This is a genomic window from Archaeoglobus sp., from assembly GCF_017656475.1.
Classification (GTDB): Archaea; Halobacteriota; Archaeoglobi; order Archaeoglobales; family Archaeoglobaceae; genus Archaeoglobus.
In genome coordinates this window covers 1-21787 of sequence record NZ_JACDNT010000006.1, presented here as the reverse complement: position 1 = coordinate 21787, position 21787 = coordinate 1, and the positions used below count along the sequence as shown (strand labels likewise).

General features: G+C 47.3%; 23 protein-coding genes and 1 pseudogene. 16 read left to right on the top strand and 8 right to left on the bottom strand.

Translation table 11 applies throughout. The features are described 5' to 3' along the window. Positions 1-45 precede the first annotated feature (45 nt). From H0Z19_RS02765 to H0Z19_RS02700, 14 genes are all read left to right on the top strand, one after another. The gene (locus tag H0Z19_RS02765; RefSeq protein WP_290723593.1) at positions 46-480 is read left to right on the top strand and encodes a NifB/NifX family molybdenum-iron cluster-binding protein; all 435 of its coding nucleotides are present in this window, start codon (positions 46-48) and stop codon (positions 478-480) included. Next, on the top strand, positions 471-728 hold the full coding sequence (locus H0Z19_RS02760) for a hypothetical protein (RefSeq protein WP_290723592.1): 258 nt from the start codon (positions 471-473) through the stop codon (positions 726-728). The genes H0Z19_RS02765 and H0Z19_RS02760 overlap by 10 nt, the downstream gene beginning before the upstream one ends. Further along, the gene (locus H0Z19_RS02755; protein ID WP_290723591.1) at positions 725-1516 is read left to right on the top strand and encodes an ATP-binding protein; all 792 of its coding nucleotides are present in this window, start codon (positions 725-727) and stop codon (positions 1514-1516) included. Before H0Z19_RS02760 ends, H0Z19_RS02755 begins: the two co-directional genes overlap by 4 nt. Continuing rightward, positions 1513-2364 carry an ATP-binding protein gene (locus tag H0Z19_RS02750; RefSeq protein WP_290723590.1) on the top strand — a complete coding sequence of 284 codons (852 nt, stop codon included), beginning with the start codon at positions 1513-1515 and terminating at the stop codon, positions 2362-2364. The genes H0Z19_RS02755 and H0Z19_RS02750 overlap by 4 nt, the downstream gene beginning before the upstream one ends. After that, the gene (locus H0Z19_RS02745; protein ID WP_290723588.1) at positions 2365-3129 is read left to right on the top strand and encodes an Mrp/NBP35 family ATP-binding protein; all 765 of its coding nucleotides are present in this window, start codon (positions 2365-2367) and stop codon (positions 3127-3129) included. Between the two features lie 79 nt (positions 3130-3208). Beyond that, complete coding sequence (locus H0Z19_RS02740; RefSeq protein WP_290723585.1) at positions 3209-3958, top strand: hypothetical protein; 750 nt, start codon at positions 3209-3211, stop codon at positions 3956-3958. Between the two features lie 183 nt (positions 3959-4141). Continuing rightward, positions 4142-6610, top strand: a complete 2469-nt coding sequence (locus H0Z19_RS02735; RefSeq protein WP_290723583.1) for a molybdopterin-dependent oxidoreductase — start codon at positions 4142-4144, stop codon at positions 6608-6610. A gap of 10 nt (positions 6611-6620) precedes the next feature. Next, positions 6621-7169 (top strand): sulfate reduction electron transfer complex DsrMKJOP subunit DsrO, encoded by a 549-nt coding sequence (gene dsrO, locus H0Z19_RS02730; protein ID WP_290723581.1) that lies wholly within the window; start codon positions 6621-6623, stop codon positions 7167-7169. 4 nt (positions 7170-7173) lie between these two features. Further along, a complete protein-coding gene (gene nrfD / locus H0Z19_RS02725) occupies positions 7174-8091 on the top strand; it encodes an NrfD/PsrC family molybdoenzyme membrane anchor subunit (RefSeq protein ID WP_290723578.1) in 918 nt (305 codons plus the stop codon). A gap of 31 nt (positions 8092-8122) precedes the next feature. Then, positions 8123-8761 carry a DUF1847 domain-containing protein gene (locus H0Z19_RS02720; RefSeq protein WP_290723576.1) on the top strand — a complete coding sequence of 213 codons (639 nt, stop codon included), beginning with the start codon at positions 8123-8125 and terminating at the stop codon, positions 8759-8761. Positions 8762-8782: 21 nt separating this feature from the next. Beyond that, positions 8783-9937 carry a cation diffusion facilitator family transporter gene (locus H0Z19_RS02715; protein ID WP_290723574.1) on the top strand — a complete coding sequence of 385 codons (1155 nt, stop codon included), beginning with the start codon at positions 8783-8785 and terminating at the stop codon, positions 9935-9937. A gap of 79 nt (positions 9938-10016) precedes the next feature. Then, positions 10017-11987, top strand: a complete 1971-nt coding sequence (gene acs, locus H0Z19_RS02710) for an acetate--CoA ligase (protein WP_290723572.1) — start codon at positions 10017-10019, stop codon at positions 11985-11987. A 138-nt stretch (positions 11988-12125) separates the two neighbouring features. Further along, positions 12126-12335, top strand: coding sequence for a DUF5320 domain-containing protein (locus H0Z19_RS02705; protein ID WP_290723570.1), 210 nt, complete (start codon positions 12126-12128; stop codon positions 12333-12335). Further along, positions 12335-12571, top strand: a complete 237-nt coding sequence (locus H0Z19_RS02700) for a DUF5320 domain-containing protein (RefSeq protein ID WP_290723568.1) — start codon at positions 12335-12337, stop codon at positions 12569-12571. The genes H0Z19_RS02705 and H0Z19_RS02700 overlap by 1 nt, the downstream gene beginning before the upstream one ends. A 14-nt stretch (positions 12572-12585) precedes the next feature. Here H0Z19_RS02700 and H0Z19_RS02695 read toward each other — a convergent pair whose 3' ends face one another. Genes H0Z19_RS02695 through H0Z19_RS02680 form a run of 4 tightly spaced genes read right to left on the bottom strand, consistent with a single transcriptional unit; the run spans position 12586 to position 15259 of the window. After that, on the bottom strand, positions 12586-12897 hold the full coding sequence (locus H0Z19_RS02695) for a hypothetical protein (protein ID WP_290723566.1): 312 nt from the start codon (positions 12895-12897) through the stop codon (positions 12586-12588). Then, entirely contained in the window at positions 12888-14591 is a 1704-nt protein-coding gene (gene feoB, locus H0Z19_RS02690; RefSeq protein WP_290723563.1) for a ferrous iron transport protein B, read from the bottom strand. The genes H0Z19_RS02695 and feoB overlap by 10 nt, the downstream gene beginning before the upstream one ends. 4 nt (positions 14592-14595) lie before the next feature. Beyond that, complete coding sequence (locus H0Z19_RS02685) at positions 14596-15042, bottom strand: metal-dependent transcriptional regulator (protein ID WP_290723562.1); 447 nt, start codon at positions 15040-15042, stop codon at positions 14596-14598. Further along, entirely contained in the window at positions 15023-15259 is a 237-nt protein-coding gene (locus H0Z19_RS02680) for a ferrous iron transport protein A (RefSeq protein WP_290723560.1), read from the bottom strand. The genes H0Z19_RS02685 and H0Z19_RS02680 overlap by 20 nt, the downstream gene beginning before the upstream one ends. A gap of 211 nt (positions 15260-15470) precedes the next feature. Here H0Z19_RS02680 and cdhA point away from each other — a divergent pair, with 211 nt between their 5' ends. Both cdhA and cdhB read left to right on the top strand, forming a co-directional pair. Beyond that, a complete protein-coding gene (gene cdhA / locus H0Z19_RS02675; RefSeq protein ID WP_290723558.1) occupies positions 15471-17867 on the top strand; it encodes a CO dehydrogenase/acetyl-CoA synthase complex subunit alpha in 2397 nt (798 codons plus the stop codon). Positions 17868-17877: 10 nt separating this feature from the next. After that, positions 17878-18408 carry a CO dehydrogenase/acetyl-CoA synthase complex subunit epsilon gene (cdhB, locus tag H0Z19_RS02670; protein WP_290723555.1) on the top strand — a complete coding sequence of 177 codons (531 nt, stop codon included), beginning with the start codon at positions 17878-17880 and terminating at the stop codon, positions 18406-18408. 4 nt (positions 18409-18412) lie between these two features. On the opposite strand, the pseudogene H0Z19_RS02660 reads toward cdhB, so the two are convergent. The 4 genes and pseudogenes from H0Z19_RS02660 to H0Z19_RS02645 all read right to left on the bottom strand — a co-directional run bounded on the left by H0Z19_RS02660 (position 18413) and on the right by H0Z19_RS02645 (position 21503). Then, positions 18413-20049: pseudogene (locus H0Z19_RS02660) on the bottom strand (long-chain-fatty-acid--CoA ligase). A 316-nt stretch (positions 20050-20365) separates the two neighbouring features. Beyond that, the gene (locus H0Z19_RS02655; protein ID WP_290723554.1) at positions 20366-20497 is read right to left on the bottom strand and encodes a hypothetical protein; all 132 of its coding nucleotides are present in this window, start codon (positions 20495-20497) and stop codon (positions 20366-20368) included. A 59-nt stretch (positions 20498-20556) separates the two neighbouring features. Then, complete coding sequence (locus H0Z19_RS02650) at positions 20557-20847, bottom strand: hypothetical protein (RefSeq protein WP_290723553.1); 291 nt, start codon at positions 20845-20847, stop codon at positions 20557-20559. A 461-nt stretch (positions 20848-21308) separates the two neighbouring features. After that, positions 21309-21503, bottom strand: coding sequence for a hypothetical protein (locus tag H0Z19_RS02645; protein ID WP_290723551.1), 195 nt, complete (start codon positions 21501-21503; stop codon positions 21309-21311). Positions 21504-21787: the final 284 nt, after the last annotated feature.

Below are 21787 nucleotides of genomic sequence, written 5' to 3'. Positions count from 1 at the left end.
TTTAGGTAATCCGAAAAGTTATATGCTGTGAGGCGAAGTAGTGTTATGAGAATTGCAGCAACAACTTTGAAAGGAGGGATTGACGACATCATAACACCGCAATTCGGCAGGGCTGCCACGTTTACGATTGTGGACTACGATGGTGAAGCAAAAAATGTGGAGGTTATAGAGAACAGAGCAGCCTCGCAGGCTAGTGGTGCAGGAATAGCTGCATCGCAAACGCTTGTTGACAAAAAAGTTGATGTGGTATTAACAGGAAACGTTGGGCCCAACGCCATGAATGTGCTGAGAGCAGCCGGGATTAAGATTTACGCCGCTGCTGGATTGAAAGTAAAGGATGCGATTGAAAAGTACGCAAAAGGAGAGCTTGAGGAGATTACCTCGCCTTCAGGCGGTATGGGCGGAGGAATGGGAAGAGGTGGCGGTAGAGGAATGGGAAGAGGCATGGGAGGTGGCATGGGAGGAGGCAGATGGAGGTAGTGCTTCATCTTGCCGGGCACTGCATTGAAACTGCTGCCAAAAGAAGATACGAAAGACTCGTTCAGGAGCTGCTGAGAGAGGAAGACGAGGAGAAGGAGAAGAGAATGGAGGAGGAACTTGAGCTCCTCCTCGACTTTCTGAAGAAAGCTGATTTTTCCGAGTTGAGAAGAAGGGGTTTTGACGGAAGCAGGGAAATGCGGGTAAGGGTTAAGAGAGATGGAGAACGTTTTCTGGTGGAGGAGATATGAGAATTGCTGTTGCTTCTGGTAAAGGCGGGACAGGGAAAACCACTGTAGCGGTAAATCTGGCAGTGTTCAACTCAATAGACCTATTTGATCTGGACGTTGAGGAGCCAAATGACTACATCTTCATCAAGGGCGACGCTGAGGAGAGGATAGCCTACAGAAAGGTACCTGAGGTGAAGGACAACTGCAACGCCTGCGGGGTCTGCAAGGATGTCTGTCAGTATTCGGCCATCTATGTTATTGATAAAGCCTACACACTCCCCGAACTCTGCCACAGCTGCGGTGCATGCGTATATCTCTGTCCGGAGAAGGCGATGGAGGAGGTTGACTACCAGACGGGGAAAATAGTGAGAGTAAAGTCGGATGAAATTACTCTCACGTATGGAGAACTCACAATAGGTGAAGCATCGGCAGTCTTTTTGATAAAGCAGGTCAAGGAGTTGATGGGGAGCAAAGCTATCATCGACTCCCCTCCCGGTGCATCTTGCCCAATGGTTGAAAGTGTGAGCGATGCCGACTACGTTATTCTCGTCGCTGAACCAACACCATTCGGCCTTCACGATTTGAAGATTGCTGCTGAGGTTGTGTCTGAACTCGGCAAAAAGTTTGGAGTGGTTGTAAACAAACATGGCCTGCCTTTCGATGGGGTTGAAAAATACTGCAGGGAGGAAGGAATAGAGATTCTAGGGAAAATACCGTTCAGCAAAGATATTGCGGAAAAGTACTCACGAGGAGAGCTTCTTCGTGATATGAAAGACTACTTCGTCCAGCTTTACGAGGGGATAGTGTGAAGCAGGTTGCCGTGATAAGCGGGAAAGGTGGGACGGGAAAAACGACCTTTTCAGCAACAATTCACACCTTAGAGGGAGGTGTTATTGCTGACTGCGATGTTGATGCTCCAAACCTGCACATTCTGCTTAATCCCAGAATTCTTAAGGCAGAGGACTTCATTGCGACTAAGAAGGCGGAAATAGTGCAGGAAAAGTGCTCAGGTTGCGGCTTGTGTTACGAACTCTGCAGGTTTGGTGCGATTTCAGAAGAGGATGGGTACTTTGTGGATGAGAAAAAGTGCGAAGGTTGTGCTTTCTGCTTCAACGTCTGTCCGGAGAAAGCGATAGAGATGAGGGATGTGAAGACAGGCGATATATACTTCTCAAAGACTCAGTGGGGATATTTTGTCCACGCAAGGTTAAAGCCGGGAGAGGAGAACACCGGAAGGCTCGTTACAGAGGTGAAAAACAGAGCCAAGAAGGTTGCGGACGAGAACGGAAGTGACTTTCTCATTGTGGATGCTGCTCCCGGAGTTGGCTGCCCGGTTATGGCGAGCCTGACAGGCGTTGATGCAGCAATCATCGTGACAGAGCCGACAGCCTCAGGTTTGAGCGATATGATGAGAGTATTAGAGTTATGCAAGCATTTCAGGATAAAACCGTTCGTTGTGGTCAACAAGTACGATTTAAATGAGGATGCAACCCTGAAAATCGAGGAATACTGCCTTGAAAACGGAATAGAGTTTGCTGGAAGAGTTCCTTTCGATGAGAAGATTCCGGAGCAGATTGCAAACCTCACTTTTCCGTTCAGCGGTAAAGCTGCTGAGAAAATGGTGGAATGCTGGAAAAAGGTAAAGGAGGTGTTGTGAATGCAGAGAAGGGTTACGGATGAGGAGATTAAGGAGAGGCTTGACAAAATCAAGAATAGAATTGCTGTGATGAGTGGTAAGGGTGGAGTTGGAAAATCCACAGTCACAGCATTGCTCGCTGTGCACTATGCAAGACAGGGGAAGAAGGTTGGAATTCTGGATGCTGACTTTCTTGGCCCGAGCATCCCCATCCTGTTTGGGCTGAGAAATTCGAGGATCGCGGTTAGTGCCGAAGGACTGGAACCGGTCTTAACACAGAAGTATGGAATCAAGGTAGTCTCAATGCAGTTTCTGCTGCCAAAGGAGAATACACCGGTAATCTGGAGAGGTCCTCTGATTGCGGGGATGATAAGGGAGTTTCTCGGCAGGGTTGCGTGGGGAGAGCTTGACTACCTGCTTATTGATTTACCCCCAGGAACAGGAGATGCTCCTCTTACGGTAATGCAGGATGCAAAACCAACCGGAGTGGTTGTTGTCTCCACCCCTCAGGAACTGACGGCTGTAATCGTTGAGAAGGCAATAAACATGGCTGAGGAGACGAACACTTCCGTTTTGGGGCTTGTGGAGAATATGAGCTACTTCATTTGCCCCAACTGCGGTCACAAGAGCTACATATTCGGAGAGGGCAAGGGAGAAACGCTGGCGAAGAAGTACAACATTGGCTTCATCGCAAGCATTCCAATCGAGGAGGAACTGTTAAAGCTTGCAGACAGCGGAAGGATAGAGGAGTATGAGAAGGACTGGTTTGAAGGTGTAAACTTTTAATTCGTTTCCTTTTTATATTCCATAATCCTTGCAAAACCAACTTCGAAATCTTTTTCTGAATCATAATCCGGGGAGGAACATGGATGTGGTTTATCCGGATAAGGCTCACGTTATTTTCCCAAAACCAGAATACTGGTTCAAGTGGGAGCAGAGGTATGTGTACGAGGATGTGAAGACGAAGGAGATAATCTTCCTCGACGGATACGGAAAGTTGCATGAGGGTAGGGAGGGATACGAAGCACAGGTGTTCCTGAATTCAAAGAAAGAGGTTGTTTCCGTACTCTACCAGAGACTTGTTCCGTACGAAACGGGCTGGATAGACAAAGAGGGCTGGACGTGGTATCTGAAGGGTTCGGGAAACCTGATTTTTGACGACGAGGTTGTCTCATTCGATTATCCGCTTGTGCTGGGTAAAAGGTGGACAAGCAGGGGAAAGTTCGGTGAAGCGAGCGTTGAGTCGAGGGGTGTGGTTATTGCCTACATCTCCCCCGACGGAAAAGTTGAGGTTGCAGACGGATACAGCTACGAGCCGTTGGTTGACCCACCGGAACCGCTTGAGGCTCTCGATTTTATGGAGCTGGACGAGCTTCTCGAAGTTGGCGAGGCGAGGACAAGCTGGGATGAGGTTGTAATACCCGACGGGCCCAGAAAAGGTGAAAATGTGCAGGGATACTACGTCACAATGGTTGAATTTTATCTCAACAACGCTCTTGTAACTAAAACCGAGATATGGAAGGATGTAAGAGGATGTGTACCAGTGATAGTTTATCATCCAGCAGGAATTAGGAGCGAACCGCAAGTTCTGGTGGCAAGGAGCTGGTGCCTGTAAGAATTAGTCAAATGTTTCCTACTTTATATATTCTTTTTGAAACATTAAAGAGTATAACATTTGATCATAAATCTTAACTTGATTTTTGAGAAAATAAACTTATAATTGATAACCTATGTCTTGTTATTGATAATTTCTTCAACCCCGCAAAATTCTTATTAAATAAAATAAAAAAAACATGGTATGGTCACAAGAAGGGATTTTCTGAAAGCCACGGCTTTAACTGCTACGGCAATTTCTGCAGGTATCAAGTTTCAGCCAAGGTCATACGCTGAAGCCACAACCGCAGGCGGTGAAGTAAAATTCGTTCCAAATATATGTGCAATGTGTCCGGCTGCATGCAGCATACAGGTGGAGGTGAGGGATGGCAGAGTTCACAGAATTCACGGCACGCCAGACCATCCGATAAACAACGGGAAAATCTGTGCGAGAGGCAATGCTGGAGTTCAAAGAGTTTACAACCCGGACAGGATTAAAAAACCGCTCATAAGAACAGGAGAAAAGGGAACATGGAGCTTCAGAGAGGCTAGCTGGGAAGAAGCTTTATCGCTCATCGCAAGCAAGGTGAAGGAATATCATGAGATGGGGCATCCAGAGTACATCGGAATGCTCGGCGGATGGTTGCCCTGCACTTACTACAAACCCTTCTTCAAGGCATTTCTGGCAGCACTCGGAACTCCCAACGGAGTGGGTGTGCCTGAAGCACTCTGCTTTATACCCAAAGCTCTCGGCTGGAAGTCTGCCTACGGTTTCGGGACACATCCTGAGCTCTTGACCGACTACGAGAATGCAAGATACGTGATAATGCTTCGCAGAAACGTTGCTGGCAGCATAAGTGTCGTTCATGGGTGGAGGCTTGGACAGAACAGAAGAAAGTTCAAGCTCATCGTTCTCGACCCCCGATACAGTGAAACTGCAGCGAAAGCTGACATGTGGCTTCCAATCAAGCCGGGAACGGACTTGGCGTTCCTGTTAGCGATGATGAACGTCATAATCAACGAGAAGCATTACGACTCGAACTTCCTCGCCAAATACAGCAATGCGCCCATGCTACTCAAAGACGGTAAACCGTTCAAAGTCTGGGATGAAGGTGGGAAGAAGAAGTACCTGGTTTACGATCTCGCAAAGGGGACGGCAGTGGAGCACGACTCAGCGGTGCTTCCAGCTCTTGAAGGGGAGTATGAGGTTGATGGTGAGAAGGTAATTCCAGCATTTGAGGCTTTGAAGAGGAGAGTGGCTGAGTACACACCAGAATGGGCTGAAAAAATCACCGACATCGAGGCTGAAAAGATCAGGGAAATTGCGAGGGATTTCGCGCTTCACAAAGGTGTTGTCGATTCTGGCTGGCACGGGCCGAAGTACAGGAACAGCCTTCTCACGTGGAGGGCAGCAGCAATCGTTAACGCTCTCGTTGGCTCTGTCAATAACGACGGAGGACTGCTTTTTACAGGACTCGCACAGTTCGTCTCGACAAAAGCTCAAACCACTGAGGCGCCACCGCAAAGCGTCCTCAGAATGTGGGCCGAAAAGAGGGGTATAGCAACAGCCTTCCTCGGCCATACAGTCCAAGCATTTTACGATGCGATCGTCAACGAAGATCCGTATCCGATAAAGATGCTTTTCGTTGTTGGCCACAACCTCCTCATGAACATGCCGGAGAGGAAGAAATGGGAGGAGGCTTTGAACAAGCTTGACTTCATGGTTGCTGTTGATATTCTTCCACAAGACCACCTGTACTATGCTGATGTTGTTCTTCCCGAATCGACTTATGTAGAGAAGGACGACCCGCTCTTTCCGATTGCTTACGCCCCAGCTTTCGGGTTCCACACGAGAGTGAAGGCTATAGAGCCAGTTTACGACACCAAGCACGTCATCGAGATGATGGTAGAGATTTCCGCAAGACTGGGAACGGAAGACACGTTTTTCAAGGCTCTCAGCAAGGGACTCGGAGTTGATGCAGAGAAGCTGAAGACCTACTACCATACAGAGGGTGTTGCGGGGATAAGGAGAGCTCAGGCTGAGGCGAAAGGTGTGAACTACAACGAACTGCTTTCCAAAGGTTACGTGGTAAAGGCTGGTCGTGATAAGCTTGTTTACAACATGCCGTATAAGGAGCCCCTACCAACTCCAACAGGAAAAGTTGAGATTTTCAGCTTCATGCTCGCAAACTTCGCCTCAAAGGTTCAGGATCCCTACTGGGACGCTTTGATTAAGTGGGTGCCACCGAAAGTCAGCGAGAGAAAGCTGGGTAGCAACGAGTTTTACATGGTTTACAGCCGCAGCCCCTTCACGACGCACTCATCAACCTCAGACAACCCTCTGCTGGCAAAGCTGATAGAGGATTCGGAGCTTTACTACAAGGGAATCTGGATAAACAGTGAGAGAGCGGCTGAACTTGGAATAAGAAATGGGGATAGAGTTGTGGTGGAGTCTGTCTACACAGGCGATAAGACTGAAGCAATCGCGTTCGTCAACGAGCTTGTCAGAAAGGACACCATATTCACCGTATCCGGCTTCGGACAGAGAAGTGAGAAGCTCACCAACATCCCGCAGAGGGCGATGACCATGGCAAGGCTAATTCCCCTGCAGTTCGACACGATAAGCGGTGCAACAATGAGCCAGGAAACGATTGTAAGGATCAGCAAAGCGTGAGGTGGTCAAAATGGCTCGATATGGTATGGTCATTGATTTGGAAAAGTGCCTTGGCTGCGAGGCCTGTGTTACGGCATGCGTGGAAGAGAACAACGTACCTTATGAAACAGGACTGAGAACTCAGGTTCACAGGGTTGTTACGGGCAAGTTCCCCAACGTCTCCACTATGTACATGCACAGGATATGTCAGCACTGCGAGCATCCGGGATGCGTCAGCGTATGCCCAACCGGGGCGAGTTACGTAAACGAAGATGGTATAGTGCTTATAGATTATGAGCTCTGCATAGGATGCAAGTATTGCATGGTTGCCTGTCCCTACCTTGCAAGATACATTCATCCGGAAAGACACACCCCTGACAAGTGCACGTTCTGCGTTCACAGGGTTAAGGAGGGTAAGCTCCCGGCGTGTGTTGAAACATGCCCTGCGAATGCCCGGATTTTCGGTGACCTCGACGACCCAAGCAGTGAGGTGGCAAAGCTTGTGGCGGAGAACAGAGCCATTCCGATCGGTGCTGAGTACGGTACGAGGCCTAAGGTGTTTTATATAAGACCGAGGTGATAGTATGCTCATACTGAACCCTCAGCATTATTACCTCCTGCAGCAGCCGTGGTGGGGAATACTGATTGCCTTTTACCTCTTCCTTGGCGGTTTGGGAGCGATGGCGTTCTGCATAAGCTTTTACTTCTGGAGACAGAAGGGGAGCGAGCCGCTCGTAGTTGGAGGCTCGCTCCTTGGCCTTATAGCCGTCCTGATCGGTACGCTGTTCCTTATCTTCGATCTCGGACACCCAGAGAGGTTCTACCTTGTCCTTCTGAGCCCAAGACTGAACCCTTCATCCTGGATCGTGGTAGGTTCGACGCTGCTCTCAGCTTTCATGCTGTTCGCAGCCCTATTCGTCGCACCAAAGCTCCGGTGGTTCAAATGGCTGCCATGGGCAAAAAGTGAGACTCTAACCAAAGCATTCGGCTGGCTTGGGTTCATAACGGGAATCGGTGTGGCGGCATACACAGGAATACTCATAGGAATAGTCTTCAACATCCCCTTCTGGAATGCTCCTGCCTTACCAGTGATATTCATGATTTCAGCGCTTTCAACTGGCCTTGCATCGCTGATTTTAATGATGCTCGTTATCGACAGAGAATCTCACGAAATCCACGTGATGGCAAAAATGGACGGCTTCACAATGATATTCGAGCTGATAGTGCTCTCGATATTCCTGCTGATCAGGAGCTACGGACCAGTTGCGGCAATAGAGTCCGTGAACACGATTCTGTTCGGCTGGCTTGCTCCGTACTTCGTCGGGGGAGTGCTTCTGCTCGGGCTTGCAATTCCAATAATGCTGATCTTCGGCTATGAGGTGAGAAGACCGGGAGTGACGGCGGTGACAGCGATTTCAGCCATCTTCGTGCTGATAGGGGGAGCGTTGCTCAGGTACGTGGTTCTTGAGGCAGGAATACTCCAGATTCCCTGCTGTATCTAAAACTTTTTTAATTTTTCATCCAATTTTTTCTATGAACTGTGAAAGTTGCAGAAAGCTTTCGTGTGTTGTAAGGAGTGAAGATAATCCCAAGAACTGCCCAATGATTACAAGCAGAGAAGTCTTTGAGGAAGCAAGAAAGATATACGAAAAAGATGCCGAAACGAGGAGGATGGTTACCGAAGCATCCATTGTTGAAGCTGTGGGATACATGCAGTGGCCACGCCTGAGAGATACAATAGAGTTTGCTAAGAGGATGGGATACAAAAAGCTCGGATTAGCGTTCTGCATAGGCCTTCAGAAGGAGGCTGAAGTTACAGCAAGAATACTTCGAGAATGGGGTTTTGAAGTTGTCTCCGTGATGTGCAAGACAGGCAGTTTTCTGAAAACCGAAATAGGAGTGCCAGAAGAGTACACCATGCAGTCAAAAACTGGTTATCTGATTGGGATGGTAACTTGTAACCCGGTGGCTCAGGCGCTGTACCTTAACAAACACGGGACGGAGCTGAATATTATCGTTGGACTGTGTGTCGGCCACGATGCTGTTTTTACGAAGTATTCAGAGGCTCCAGTTACAACGCTGATAGCGAAAGATAGAGTGCTCTCTCACAACCCAGCAGCAGCCCTCTATACCTACTACTGGAACTCGTACTGGATGAAGGAAAGAGTTTAGTGGGAGGATAAAACAACTCATATGGATGAAGCTCTCAGAGCAGGGAAGGTTTCGGCTATTGCCAATGTTATTTTAACGGTCTTTAAGGTTGTAGCCGGGATTTTCGCAAATTCAACAGCACTTATTGCCGATGGCATTCATTCACTGGTTGATGTCCTCGGCTCCATTCTGGTTTGGCTGGGGATAAAAGTCGCGGAAAGGCCTGCAGACGCAAGCCATCCGTACGGACACTTTAAAGCTGAAAGTCTCGCTGAAATGGCAGTTGGGCTGGTAATAATCCTCTCATCCCTTTTAATTCTGCATGAATCTGTTTTGAGCCTTGTTAATGGGTCCGTACCAAACTTTGAATCCTATGCCGTTGCTGTTGCTCTGTTTTCTGCCATTGCAAACGAGCTCCTTGCGAGGTACAAGATAAGAGTCGGTGTAAAGACGAGGTCAACATCACTGATTGCTGAAGGAAAGCACTCAAGAGTGGATGTTCTCTCCTCAATGGCTGTGGTTGTGGGGTTTATTCTTGTTTATCTCGGCTACTGGTGGGCCGACAGCGTTGTTGCAATAGCCATATCGGTCGTAATACTCCAGATTGGTGGATCAGTATTGAAGAACTCCATTGACGTTCTCATGGACAGGGTCGATGAGGAGCTAGCGTTAAAGGTAAAATCGGTTCTTGAAAAAATAGACGGAGTGAAGTCCGTGGACTTTATAGGTACAAGAGGGACGATGAAAAGTAAAATTGTCGAGGTTCATTTTACCGTCGACATCGGAATGGATGCTGAGACAATCGATGTCATTCAGAAGGAGATTTCGGAGGAAATAAAGGAGAGAATCCCGGAAGTTGTCAACGTCGTGTGTGTTGTGAACATCACAAAACCGAAAGTCCTCGCAATTCCAATCGATTTAAATGGGCATTATACAGGTGAACTCGACTCCCCAAGCTTTGTCATTGTGGACCTCGAAAGCGGAGAGAGGAAGGTTGTGGAGAATCCTCACCATCGGGCGGAGAAAAAGAAAGGGTACCTGATATCCGAGTTTCTTGAGAAATACAGTGTAAACATGGTCGCTGTTAAAAAGGTGGGTGAAGGAGCCAGAGCTCATCTCAGGAGCAGAGGTATACTTGTGAAGGTTGTTAATTCCGGATTGAGGAACATAGAGGACGTTTTGAGAGCTGTTTCATAAACAGTTTTACTAGCAGTGGTTTATGCCTCAATCGGAAAAGCCGCGAAGGATTTAAGTTCAAGAAATATTAGAATTAGTCATGCCAGGACTCGAATCTCTTTTGAAGGAGGAGCGCGTTTTTCACCCGCCAAAGGAGCTTGTCGAAAAATCGAACATCAAGCAGTTTATGGACAAACACGATATAAAAGATGAAGACGAGCTGAGAAAAAAGGCTCTGGAAAATCCAGAGTGGTTCTGGAGTGAGATGGCAAAGGAAGTAGGAATTGAATGGTTTTCTGAGCCTGAAAAGGTTCTGGAGTGGGATCCTCCGTATGTGAAGTGGTTTGTTGGGGCAAAATACAACATCGTCCACGATGCTCTCGACAAGCAGGCTGAGCTCAGGAAAAACAAGGTTGCCTACATCTGGGAGGGAGAAAACGGAGATGTGAGAAAAATAACTTACGGTGAACTTTACAGAGAGGTCAACAAGCTTGCAAACGCACTTAAGGAGTTCGGTGTGAAGAAAGGAGACAGGGTTGCGATATACCTTCCAATGATTCCAGAACTGCCTATTGCTATGCTCGCTTGTGCAAAGATTGGAGCGATCCACACCGATGTTTTCTCAGGCTTTAGCCCTATGGCCTTGAGAGATAGAATCAATGACGCTGAGGCGAAGCTGCTAATCACGGCTGATGGTTTTTACCGCAGAGGTAGTATCATCCACCTCAAGGAAGAAGCGGACAAGGCTCTGGAAGGAGCGCCGAGTGTTGAAAAAGTCATCGTGGCGAGAAGAGTGGGAACCGATCCGCCGATGAAGGAAGGAAGAGACTACTGGTGGGATGACGTGACGAGAGGGCAGAGCAAGGAGTGCGAGAGGGAAGTGATGGATGCCAACGACACGCTGTTCATCCTTTACACCTCCGGAACGACTGGAAAGCCAAAGGGAGTTATGCACGCTCATGGAGGGTATGCTGTTGGCACGGCAGCAACTCTGAAGTTCGTTTTGGATTTGAAGGAGAACGACGTTTACTGGTGCACGGCAGACATAGGCTGGATTACAGGCCACAGCTACATAGTTTACGCTCCCTTGATACTGGGGGCAACATCGGTGATTTACTGCGGTGCTCCAGACTATCCCAAACCGGACAGATGGTGGGAGATTATCGAGAAATACGGTGTTACGGTCTTCTACACCGCACCTACGGCCATAAGGATGTTTATGCGCCTCGGCGAGGAGTGGGTGGAGAAGCACGATTTGAGCAGCCTGAGACTTCTCGGAAGCGTTGGAGAACCGATAAATCCTGAGGCGTGGTATTGGTATTACAAGCACATAGGTAAGGAAAGATGTCCGATAATGGACACCTGGTGGCAGACCGAGACAGGGCACTTCATAATAGCTCCTCTTCCCACAACACCACTCAAGCCGGGCTCCGCGACAAAGCCGTTTCCGGGAATAGAAGTTGATGTTTTCGATGAAGAAGGCAATTCTCTTTATGGCAAGGATATTGGAGGGTATTTGGTCATAAAGAAGCCATGGCCGGGAATGCTTAGGGGAGTCTGGAGGAATCCTGAGAGGTATTTCAAGACCTACTGGGAGAAATTCAAGGATGTTTACCTGACAGGTGATGCGGCGAGGGTTGATGAAGACGGATACTTCTGGATTCAGGGAAGGCTTGACGACGTGCTGAACGTTGCGGGTCATAGAATAGGTAACAGCGAGGTTGAGTCGGCTTTGGTTAGCCATCCAGCGGTGAGCGAGGCTGCTGTTGTTGGAAGACCGCACGAAGTTAAGGGAGAGGCGATAGTGGCCTTTGTCATTTTGAGGAAGGGTTACCAGCCGTCAGAAGAGCTCAAGGAGGAGCTGAGAGAGCACGTTGCAAGAGTGCTCGGAAAAATTGCTCGTCCGGATGAAATATACTTCGTTCCAGATTTACCAAAAACGAGGAGTGGTAAAATCATGAGGAGGCTCGTCAAAGCAAAGCTCACGAAGGGAACAATAGGAGATACGTCAACGCTGATGAATCCTGAAGCTCTTGTTTACGTTGAGCAGGCCATTGAAGGGGGCGTGTAGCGTTTCTTGGGTTTTACTTTACATTTTTTGATTTTACAAATTTTTAGGGATTGGCATTAATCGGGACCGGCCTCCATGCCAAGCTACTAAATTTTAGGTTAACCGAAAAATTTAAGTCAGGTTTGTGTTTAGTTTTAAATGGAGGTGAGAAAAATGCCCGGTGGAGATAGGACTGGGCCCTGGGGATTGGGGCCGAGAACCGGAAGAAGGGCAGGATTTTGCTCAGGCTACAAAATGCCAGGTTTCATGAACCGCTCTGCATTCCCACCCTTCGGTGGAAGATGGCTTGGATGGTTCGGAAGACGGTTCTGGGGTAGAAGAGCGAGAGGAAGAGGGAGGTGGTGGTAATGCCCTGGTGGATGCCGGGATGGGGTGGCAGAGGTTGGAGATGGTGGTACAGAGCCACTGGCCTTCCTGGATGGATGAGATGGGGCTGGTGGGGCTACGACTATCCACCCTACCCACCTGCCATCAGACCTGAAGACGAGCTTGAGATGCTCGAAGCGATGAAAGAAGACCTCGAAGCTGAGCTTGAGGATATCAAAAAGAGAATTGAAGAGCTGAAGAGGGAACTTGGTAAGTAATTTAGGTAGTTTACCTATTTTTTATTTCCCAGCTCTTTAACAGCGTATGGAACTGCAATAAATCCGAAAATTCCGTAGCTAAAGCTTCCGGAGGCTAAATAAACCAAAATTGCAAGAGTTGAGAATGCAGAGGCAATCAAAGATGCTACGAACTTATACGAGTCCTTTTTTACTATTAGTCCTTTTAGATATGTGGCGGTAACTGTCCCAAGCACAAATGCGTTCATCAGCATTCCACCTTCAAAGCCAAACAGGTTCAGGGCTGACAGAATCTCAAGTATTGTCAGGAGAAAGAAGTAAGCTGTAAAAACAAAGGCTAAAACCACATTCCCACCCCCGTGGCGATTAAGGCTACAGCGTATGCAACCGAGAAGCTGAATAAGACTGCAAACATAGCCCATCTCGTCCCTATCTCGGCTCTAATGGCGGCTATCGTTGCGATGCAGGGCATGTAAAGGAGAGTGAAAAGCATGTACGCAAAGGCTTGGTAGGAGGTCATGACGCTCGGAACATCGATGTTCAGCACTCCTATCGTTGCCACAACAACCTCTTTTGCTACGAATCCTGATACCAGTGCGAGAACAAGCTCCCAGCTCCAGCCCATCGGAGAGAAGAGAGGTTGAATGGCCTTGCCCAGCATTGCAGCGTAGCTCTCTTCAATGCTTCCTCCAGGGTAGGTCGTGATGTACCACACCACGACGGACATTGCCAGAATCACCGTTCCGGCCTTCTGGATGAAGTGCTTCGTCCTTGACCACGTCATTAGCCATAACTCTTTCAGGTTGGGGAGCATGTAGGGAGGTAGCTCCATGATAAACTCGCTCTCCCCTTTCAGCAACGTCTTTCTTAAAATCAGAGCGGAAATCAGGGCTATCAGAACGCCTATGACGTACATCGACATGACAACCACGCTGCCTGTCTTCGGGAAAAATATCCCGGCAAAGAGCACGTAAATCGGAAGCCTTGCCGAGCATGACATGAACGGATTGATCAAAGCTGTCACAATCCTGACTTTTCTGTCCTCGATGCTCCTCGTTGCAAGAATTGCGGGGACGTTGCATCCAAACCCCATGATCAGGGGAATTACCGACCTTCCGTTCAACCCGAATCTGGACATGAACCCGTCAACAAGAAAAACGGCTCTCGGCATGTATCCGCTTAGCTCAAGAAGTGAGAGGAAAAGGAACAGAAATGCGATATTCGGCACGAAGGAGAGCACACTTCCAACTCCGGCAACAACGCCGTCTCCGAGCATTGAAAAAAACCACCCATCGAAGCTGGCAACGTAAGAAGCTAAGCCATCAAAGCAGAAGCTGAGGAGATCGTTTAATGGCTGAGCCACGGAGTAAGTAAACATGAACATCATCCACATAAACGAAAGAAATATGGGGATTCCAAGGTGCCTGTCCATAAAAACCTCATCAAGAGCTTCATCAATTTCTGGTTTTTCAAGCTTTTCAACCACCTTAACCTCCCTAGCAATCTTCTCCGCCATCCTGATGATGTCCTGAAGGTCTCCACTGAAGACCTTCGGAACGCTCCCTCCTCTCAGAATTTCCCTCTTGAGTTCCTCGATACCCACACCCTTAACAGCAGAGGTTTTGATGACCGGAACTCCTATGATCTCACTCAGCTTTTTAGTATCAATCCTGATTCTCTCTTTCTCCGCTTCATCAATCATGTTTAGAGCGATGACCATCGGAATGCCGAATCTCGTTAGCTGCAATGTTAGGTAGAGGTTCCTTTCGAGGTTGAGGGCATTCACCACATTGAGAATCAGATCCGGTTTCTCCTTCTCCAGGTAGTCTCTTGCCACTTTCTCGTCAAGACTCTCCGTCTGAAAGCTGTAAATTCCGGGAAGGTCAACGAAAGTTACTGCCTTACCATCTATCAAACCCTTTCCTTCCTTTTTCTCGACTGTAACTCCTGGAAAGTTCCCGACTGAAAAATCCCCGCCTGTTAGAGCATTCAGCAAGCTCGTTTTACCGACATTGGGATTCCCCACCATGGCAACTTTCAAAAAATCACCTCTGCTTGCACGGATGCTTCCCTGTCCTGCAGAACTCTCTAAAATGCTCCAGCCATCTCGGATTTATCGCAGGGCTGGACTCAACAAACCTTACAAAATTTCTGAGCTGCCTGAGAGTTTCGGGATGCAGAACGTGCTCAAGAGCACAAGCATCCCTTTCAGCCACATCTTCAGGAACTCCCAAAGCTTTGAGGAACTTGATTACAATGTTCCTCTTCTCCCTCAGACTCATTGCTTTTCTCATTCCTTTTTCTGTCAGCTTTACGTGAGACCTTTTCTTGTAGTCAACGTAGCCCATTCTGGAGAGCTTTTCAAGCATCTCAGAAACAGTTGCGGGCTTAACATCCAGCATCTCAGACAGCTCCATCACTTTTGCAAAGCCTTTCTCCCTGCTGAGGGTGTAGATTGCCTCTAAATAGTCCTCAGCCCTGCCCCCCAACATCCACAGCCACCTTCATCGCCAAACCTCTTCCAATGACAAACTTTGTACCGTTGACAGAAACAAGAACTGCCCCCCCTCTCCGACCCGCGATTTTAATCTTCTTTCCAGGAACTATTCCCATTGACATAAGTCTTGCTGTACAACCTCTCCCTCCATTAATCGCGACAACTGTGCCTTCCTGGCCTTCTCTGAGAGCTGATAGTGGTACTACTGACATCGTTTCTTAGGTTTACCTAAATGCTATTAAAGTTTTCGGTTGTCCTAAACCAATGATTGGAGAGGCACAAACCATAATAGAAAATAATTGAGTTCTTGGTAATAACATCTCCAAAAAAAGTGTTATCCGCGGAGAAATTCGGAAATAAATCGAAAAGTTCTTAATATGCTAAAATCACGGTAACGATAACCATACAAGAGGTGATTTGTATATGGTGTTAGAATTAGGAAAAGGAGCTCTTGTTATAGATGACATGAAAAACGTCAGCATAAAAATTGGAGAAGTTGTCGAAGAGGAGGAGGAATGGGCTCCAATGGGTCCAACACCGATGCCAGGCATTGCAACCCTTCGTGACTGGGACTTCTTCCTGCTCAAGAGGTACAAGCCGTTCTATGCTCCCGCTTGCGACATGTGCTGCCTGTGTACGATGGGCAAGTGTGACCTGACCGGAAACAAAAGAGGAGCTTGCGGTATTGATCTCGCAGCCCAGACGGGCAGGATCGTTACAATTGCATGCTCAATTGGTGTTTCGGCCCACACGGGACATGCCAGGCATATGCTCCACGACATAGAGCACATGCTGGGCAAGAAGCTCGATGAAATACCTGTTGACCTTGGACCAGAGATTGCTGAGGTAGCTCCGCTCACAGAGCTTATTACCGGAATAAAGCCGAAAACTCTCGCTGATCTGGAGAGGGCTTTGAGGTATTGCGAGGAGCAGATAGTGCAGGTTGTCGATGCCATCCATACCGGGCAGGAGGGTAGCTACCTTGACTATGAAAGTAAAGCCTTCCACCTCGGTATGCTTGACTCTCTCGGCAAGGAAATTGCAGACATCGCTCAGATCTGTGCCTTTGGCCTGCCGAAGGGTGAAGACAATCAGCCGCTTATAGAGGTGGGAATGGGCGTCATGGACAGAAGTAAAGCCATGATTCTCGTCATTGGCCACCACGCACCGCCAGCAGTGAACATTGCAGATTACATCGAGAACAACGGCCTGGAGGATGAAGTTGATCTTGGTGGAATCTGCTGCACAGCGAACGACATGACGAGGTACTACCAGAAGGCCAAAATTGTGTCGGCTCTGAGCAGGCAGCTCAAGGTCATAAGAGCAGGACTTGCTGACGTCATCGTAATTGATGAGCAGTGCATAAGAGCAGACATTCTCTACCACACGAAGAAGCTCGGAATCCCGGTAATTTGCACTAATGAGAAGGCAATGCATGCGTTGCCAGACATGACAGCTAAAGAGCCGAAAGAGATAATCAAGTATCTGCTCGACGGCAATCCGGGCTGTGTAATCCTTGACCCACTCAAAGTTGGTGAAGTGGCTGTTGAGGTTGCAAGGGCAAGGAGGAAGCAGAGGGGCGACGATATCGGGCCGAGACTGACAGAGGAGGAGTTTACAGAATACGCCAAGGCTTGTACGCAGTGCGGAAACTGTACAATTGCATGCCCGCAGGGAATAAGGATCGGTGAGGCGATGGAGGCTGCTGAGAATGGCGACAGGAGCAAGCTGGAGGAGAGATGGGACATCTGCATTGCATGTGGAAGATGCGAGCAGGTGTGTCCGAAGAACATACCCATCATCGACATGCTGAACTACGCTGCCTGGAACAGAATCGTTAACGAGAAGGGCAAGATCAGGAGAGGAAGAGGACCTGTTAGAGATTCAGAGATCAGAAATGTCGGTGCACCGATCGTTCTCGGAACGATTCCCGGAATCATAGCTCCAATCGGATGTGGAAACTACCCGAACGGAACCAAGGAGGTTTACACCATAATAGATGAGTTCGCCTCAAGAAACTACATAGTTGTGACAACAGGATGTATGGCATTCGATGCAGCAATCTATAAGGATGAGGAGGGACTTACGGTTTACGAGAAGTACCACGACAGGTTCGATGGCGGTGGAGTACTGAACATCGGAAGCTGCGTCAGCAATGCTCACATCCATGGTGCCGCTATCAAGGTTGCAAGAATATTCGCAAAGAGGAACATCAGAGCGAACTATGAGGAGATTGCTGACTATATCCTGAACAGAGTTGGTGCTTGTGGTGTTGCTTGGGGAGCCATGAGCCAGAAGGCCGCATCAATTGCTACCGGTTTCAACAGACTCGGAATTCCAGCAGTTGTAGGGCCGCATGGCAGCAAGTACAGAAGAGCCTTCCTCGGCAGACCATACAACGATGAAGACTGGATGGTCTACGACGTCAGAAGTGGAGAGAGGGTAAGAATAGAGCCTGCCCCACAGGATCTGCTTGTTGCTGCAGAGACGATTGAGGAGGCAATTCCGCTGATGGCTAAGCTCTGCTTCAGGCCCAACGACACAGCCCAGGGAAGGTCGATAAAGCTGACACACTACATCGACCTCAGCCTTAAGTATCTCAAGAGAATGCCAGACGACTGGCACCTCTTCGTGAGAAGCGAGGCTGACCTACCGCTGGCGAAGAAGGAAGAGCTGCTTAAGGAGCTTGAGGACAAGCATGGCTGGAAGATCGACTGGGAGAAGAAGAAGATCGTTGAGGGACCAATCAGAAGCTACCACGCAGGCTTCAACCCGACGAATGTAGAGAGATTGTTTAAGGAAGGATTCATGACATTGTGAGGTGGTGAAAATGCCAAAAGCATTCGAACAGCCGTTTGATGCTGCCAACATTCCAGGGCCAAAGATGGCAACTCTGCTTGAGAAGGGAAAGCCGGTGGCAAACATGATAAAGAAGGCAAAGAGACCGCTGCTCATCGTGGGGCCGGATATAACAGATGAGATGTTCGAGAGAGTCAAGAAGTTCGTTGAGAAAGACAACATCACGGTTGTCGCTACTGGTAGCGCCATAACGAGGTTTGTCGAAGCTGGTTTGGATGGAAAGGTGAAATATGCAGTGCTTCATGAGCTGACGAACTTCCTTCTCGACCCGGACTGGCCGGGATTCGATGGGCAGGGCAACTACGACCTCGTCTTGATGATTGGGACAATCTACTATCACGGCTCCCAGATGTTCGCAGCTTTCAAGAACTTCGCTCCGCACATCAGGGCTCTGTCGATTGACCGCTACTATCATCCGAATGCCGACATGAGCTTTGGAAACCTCTGGAAAAAAGAGGAAGATTACTTGAAGCTGCTGGATGAAATCGTTGCAGAGCTTTAAATTTTTATTTTACTTTTTCAATTAAGTATTTTTTGTATCTCTCCCTAAGCAGCTTTTTGTCGAACTTTCCTACGCTGGTTTTCGGAATTTCGTTCACGAAGATAATGTCATCTGGGATCTGCCATTTCGCAAATCTCTGCATCAGAAACTCTCTCATCTTCTCCTTAGTCACCTTATTTCTATACTCCGGTTTCAGAACGATAATGGCTATCGGCCTTTCCTGCCACTTTGGATGCTCTACAGCAACAACACACGCTTCGTAAACTGCAGGATGCGCCATCAGGTAGTTTTCCAGATCAACACTGCTTATCCACTCCCCACTGCTCTTTATAACGTCCTTAACTCTGTCCACAACCTTGACGTAGCCTTCGGGAGTTATGACGGCGACATCACCACTCTTCCACCATCCGTCAACAAAGCTGTCCTTCGTCCTCTCGTCGTTGTAATATTCCTTCGTAATCCACGGTCCTTTTATCCACAACTCCCCCATCGACTTTCCGTCCCATGGAAGCTCGTTACCGTTGTCATCAACAACCTTTACCTCCACACCCAGAACCGGCAGTCCCTGATACCTCTTCACTTCCCAGTACTCTTCGTCGCTCAGCTCAAGTCCTGGTTTAACGAAGTTCATCGTGACGAGCGGTGACGTCTCTGTTGCCCCATAGGCATGGATTATCTCCACACCAAACTCCGCAAAGCCCTTCATCATTGCTACAGGTGGTTCTGTGGCACCTGAACCTATTCTGAGACCTTTGAGATTTGGTTTGGGTTCAATTTTTCTCAGATATTCCAGCATCGGGATTAGTATGACCGGTGCTGCATTTGTTGCTGTCACTCCCTCTTCAACGATTATGTTAACCAGCAAATCTGCATTCTGAAGTGTGAAGAATCCGGGAAATACGAGTTTCGCTCCGACCATCGTCCCGCCAATATGGCCTCCCCAGCCATTTGCGTGAAAATTGGCACGATTTGCATGACACAGTCCTCAGTCCCTATCTTCAGGTTTGCCACGCCTCCCCATGCGTGGAGATATATGGACCTGTGTGAGTAGTAAACACCTTTCGGCTTTCCGGTTGTTCCGGAAGTGTAGCATATTGTTGCTGTACTCTTTTCATCAATTTCATCCCACTCTCTTTCCTTCTTGTTCCTTTCCACCAAATCCTCATAGCTGTAAACGGGATCGAGCTTTGTTTCCACCTCTCTGTCACTCATCACGACAAAGAACTCAAATTCATGCTGCTGTGCGAGCATTTCAGCCATTGGAAGCAGGAGGTCATCAACGAACAGAGCCTTTGCTCCGCTGTGCTCAGCCACATAACTCAAATCGGCTGGTGGCAGTCTCATGTTGAGTTCAAGCAATGCTGCACCCAAACCCGGAACGGAGAAGTAGCTCTCGTAAAAGCGGTGTGTGTTGAAACCCATTATGCCCACAACATCTCCAGCCTTAATTCCGAGTTCTTCGAGAGCGTTGGCCATTGCACAAATCCGCTCGTAAGCCTTTGCGTAGTTGTATCTGAACATTCCTGCCATCGTTCTCGATGCTATTTCTCTTCTGGGATAAATTCTGGCAGCATGCTGGATTATTCTTGTCATGTTCAGCTGGTAGTCATCATTCATGGTCGAGGGTATTCTTCTAATCATATTACCACCCAAAACAGTATACTCCTACAATCTATAATAATTTTTCGTAATGAAATTCTCGACTAAAATTTTAGAATTTAGTGTCCTTATTCTTTATTTCAGGACGAGATGCATCCGCTGAAGTTCCGTGAGATGGGATATGGGAGATTTAATGAAGGATGGTCGAGATGCTTTATATACTGCTTTGGTTCAGAGGATGATTGAGCTACCTGTAAGAGGTGGCTTAAGTGGGTTTAGAAGAGGATTTCGGAAACCTCGCCCTCGTCTTTTCAAATTTTGATAGATTGAATAAGTTCTTTCAAAAGTTTTACATGATTCATTTTATTTTTGCAGGTATCTCAATATAGCATTTTGCATAATCTTCTTTTCCGGACGCAACAGCCATTTGAGTTTTATGTCTACTTGATCCTGGAACAACTTTAGGCTTAGAAATCGTTCGAGCAATCACGATAAGTTTACGCCCTACTAAATAATAACTTCTTATCATAAATTGGGATGCTTTCTCTTTCAGAACTCGTCGAGTTCTTCAAGTTTACCCTCCTTTATCAATTGTAGAAATATTTCATGAGCCAATTCATAAGGTATATTTAGCTTTTCTGCTATTTCGAGAGCAGTAATAATTTCGCCTTTTTTATCGGATATGAACTCTTCTACAAGTTTTTTGGCATCTTCCATTGAAATCTCTTTTACAAAAATTACATGTTCTTCTGCATCTTCTGGAATATTATTTTTCTCTGAAATCAACTCTTCAAGTCGAGATTCGATTTTTTCTTCCAATCTTGAAAGAAATGCGTCCATTTTTGCATCTATGATATTTTGGAAGTCTTCTTCAAAAAATTTTTGGAGTTCTCGTTCGAAGGTGTGGATGAGAGATATTAACAAGATTCTCTTTTCTTCCGGAGTTAAGGTATCAAAGTATTTTTGTTTGGGTTCTTGCTTTGAGTGTTTTTCGAAAATTGGAAGGTTATTGCAGTCTTAAGATTGGATAAGTGTGAAGATAGGAAGTAACTTACCAACTCATGATAATCCATCAGATCTTGTACTTCTTCTACTCTGTCTTTTTTGGATTGATATTTGGATGGGATATTATCACCCCCCACAATTTTTCTAATTGGCGCGTCACTTCATAGAGGCGTATCATGGTTGCATGTAATTCTAACCCTGGCTCATTTGCTTTTAGACTCGATATTATTGCTTCGAGTAAGTCGTTAACTACTGATTTGAGATCGTCGTAATAATCAAGAGAGATGATAGTCTTTTCATCTTTCAGGATTTATGATTCTGTAGAGATAATCAATAGCTTGTGCTTCGTGTTCTCTTTCCAGAAAATCCAAAATTACTTGGAGTTCGTGTAAATCCGTCAAAACACCCTCTGGATTTAAAATAGATAAGTTTCGGTTTACTGACTCTATAATTTTCTGCATTTTATTTAAATAATCGGGCTCAATAGGCATTAGACACCCCTCCTTTTTTGTTTTAGAACTTATATTGTATATACTTTTTGCGATTTTGCAACTTTTTACGACTTATCCCATCAGTTTTTTCTTAAGCTTGAAGTAGATTCAAGAGTGTAATGTTTTTTGAACTCTTTTGACCCCCTTCACTCCAAATGAATTTAAAACTGGTCAATGAAAACTGATTTGATGAATATCGAAGCGTAGAGAACAAATGAAGCATGAAAAATGGGGCCGGTGGGATTTGAACCCACGACTGGCGGGTCTCTTCGGGTCAGAGCTCC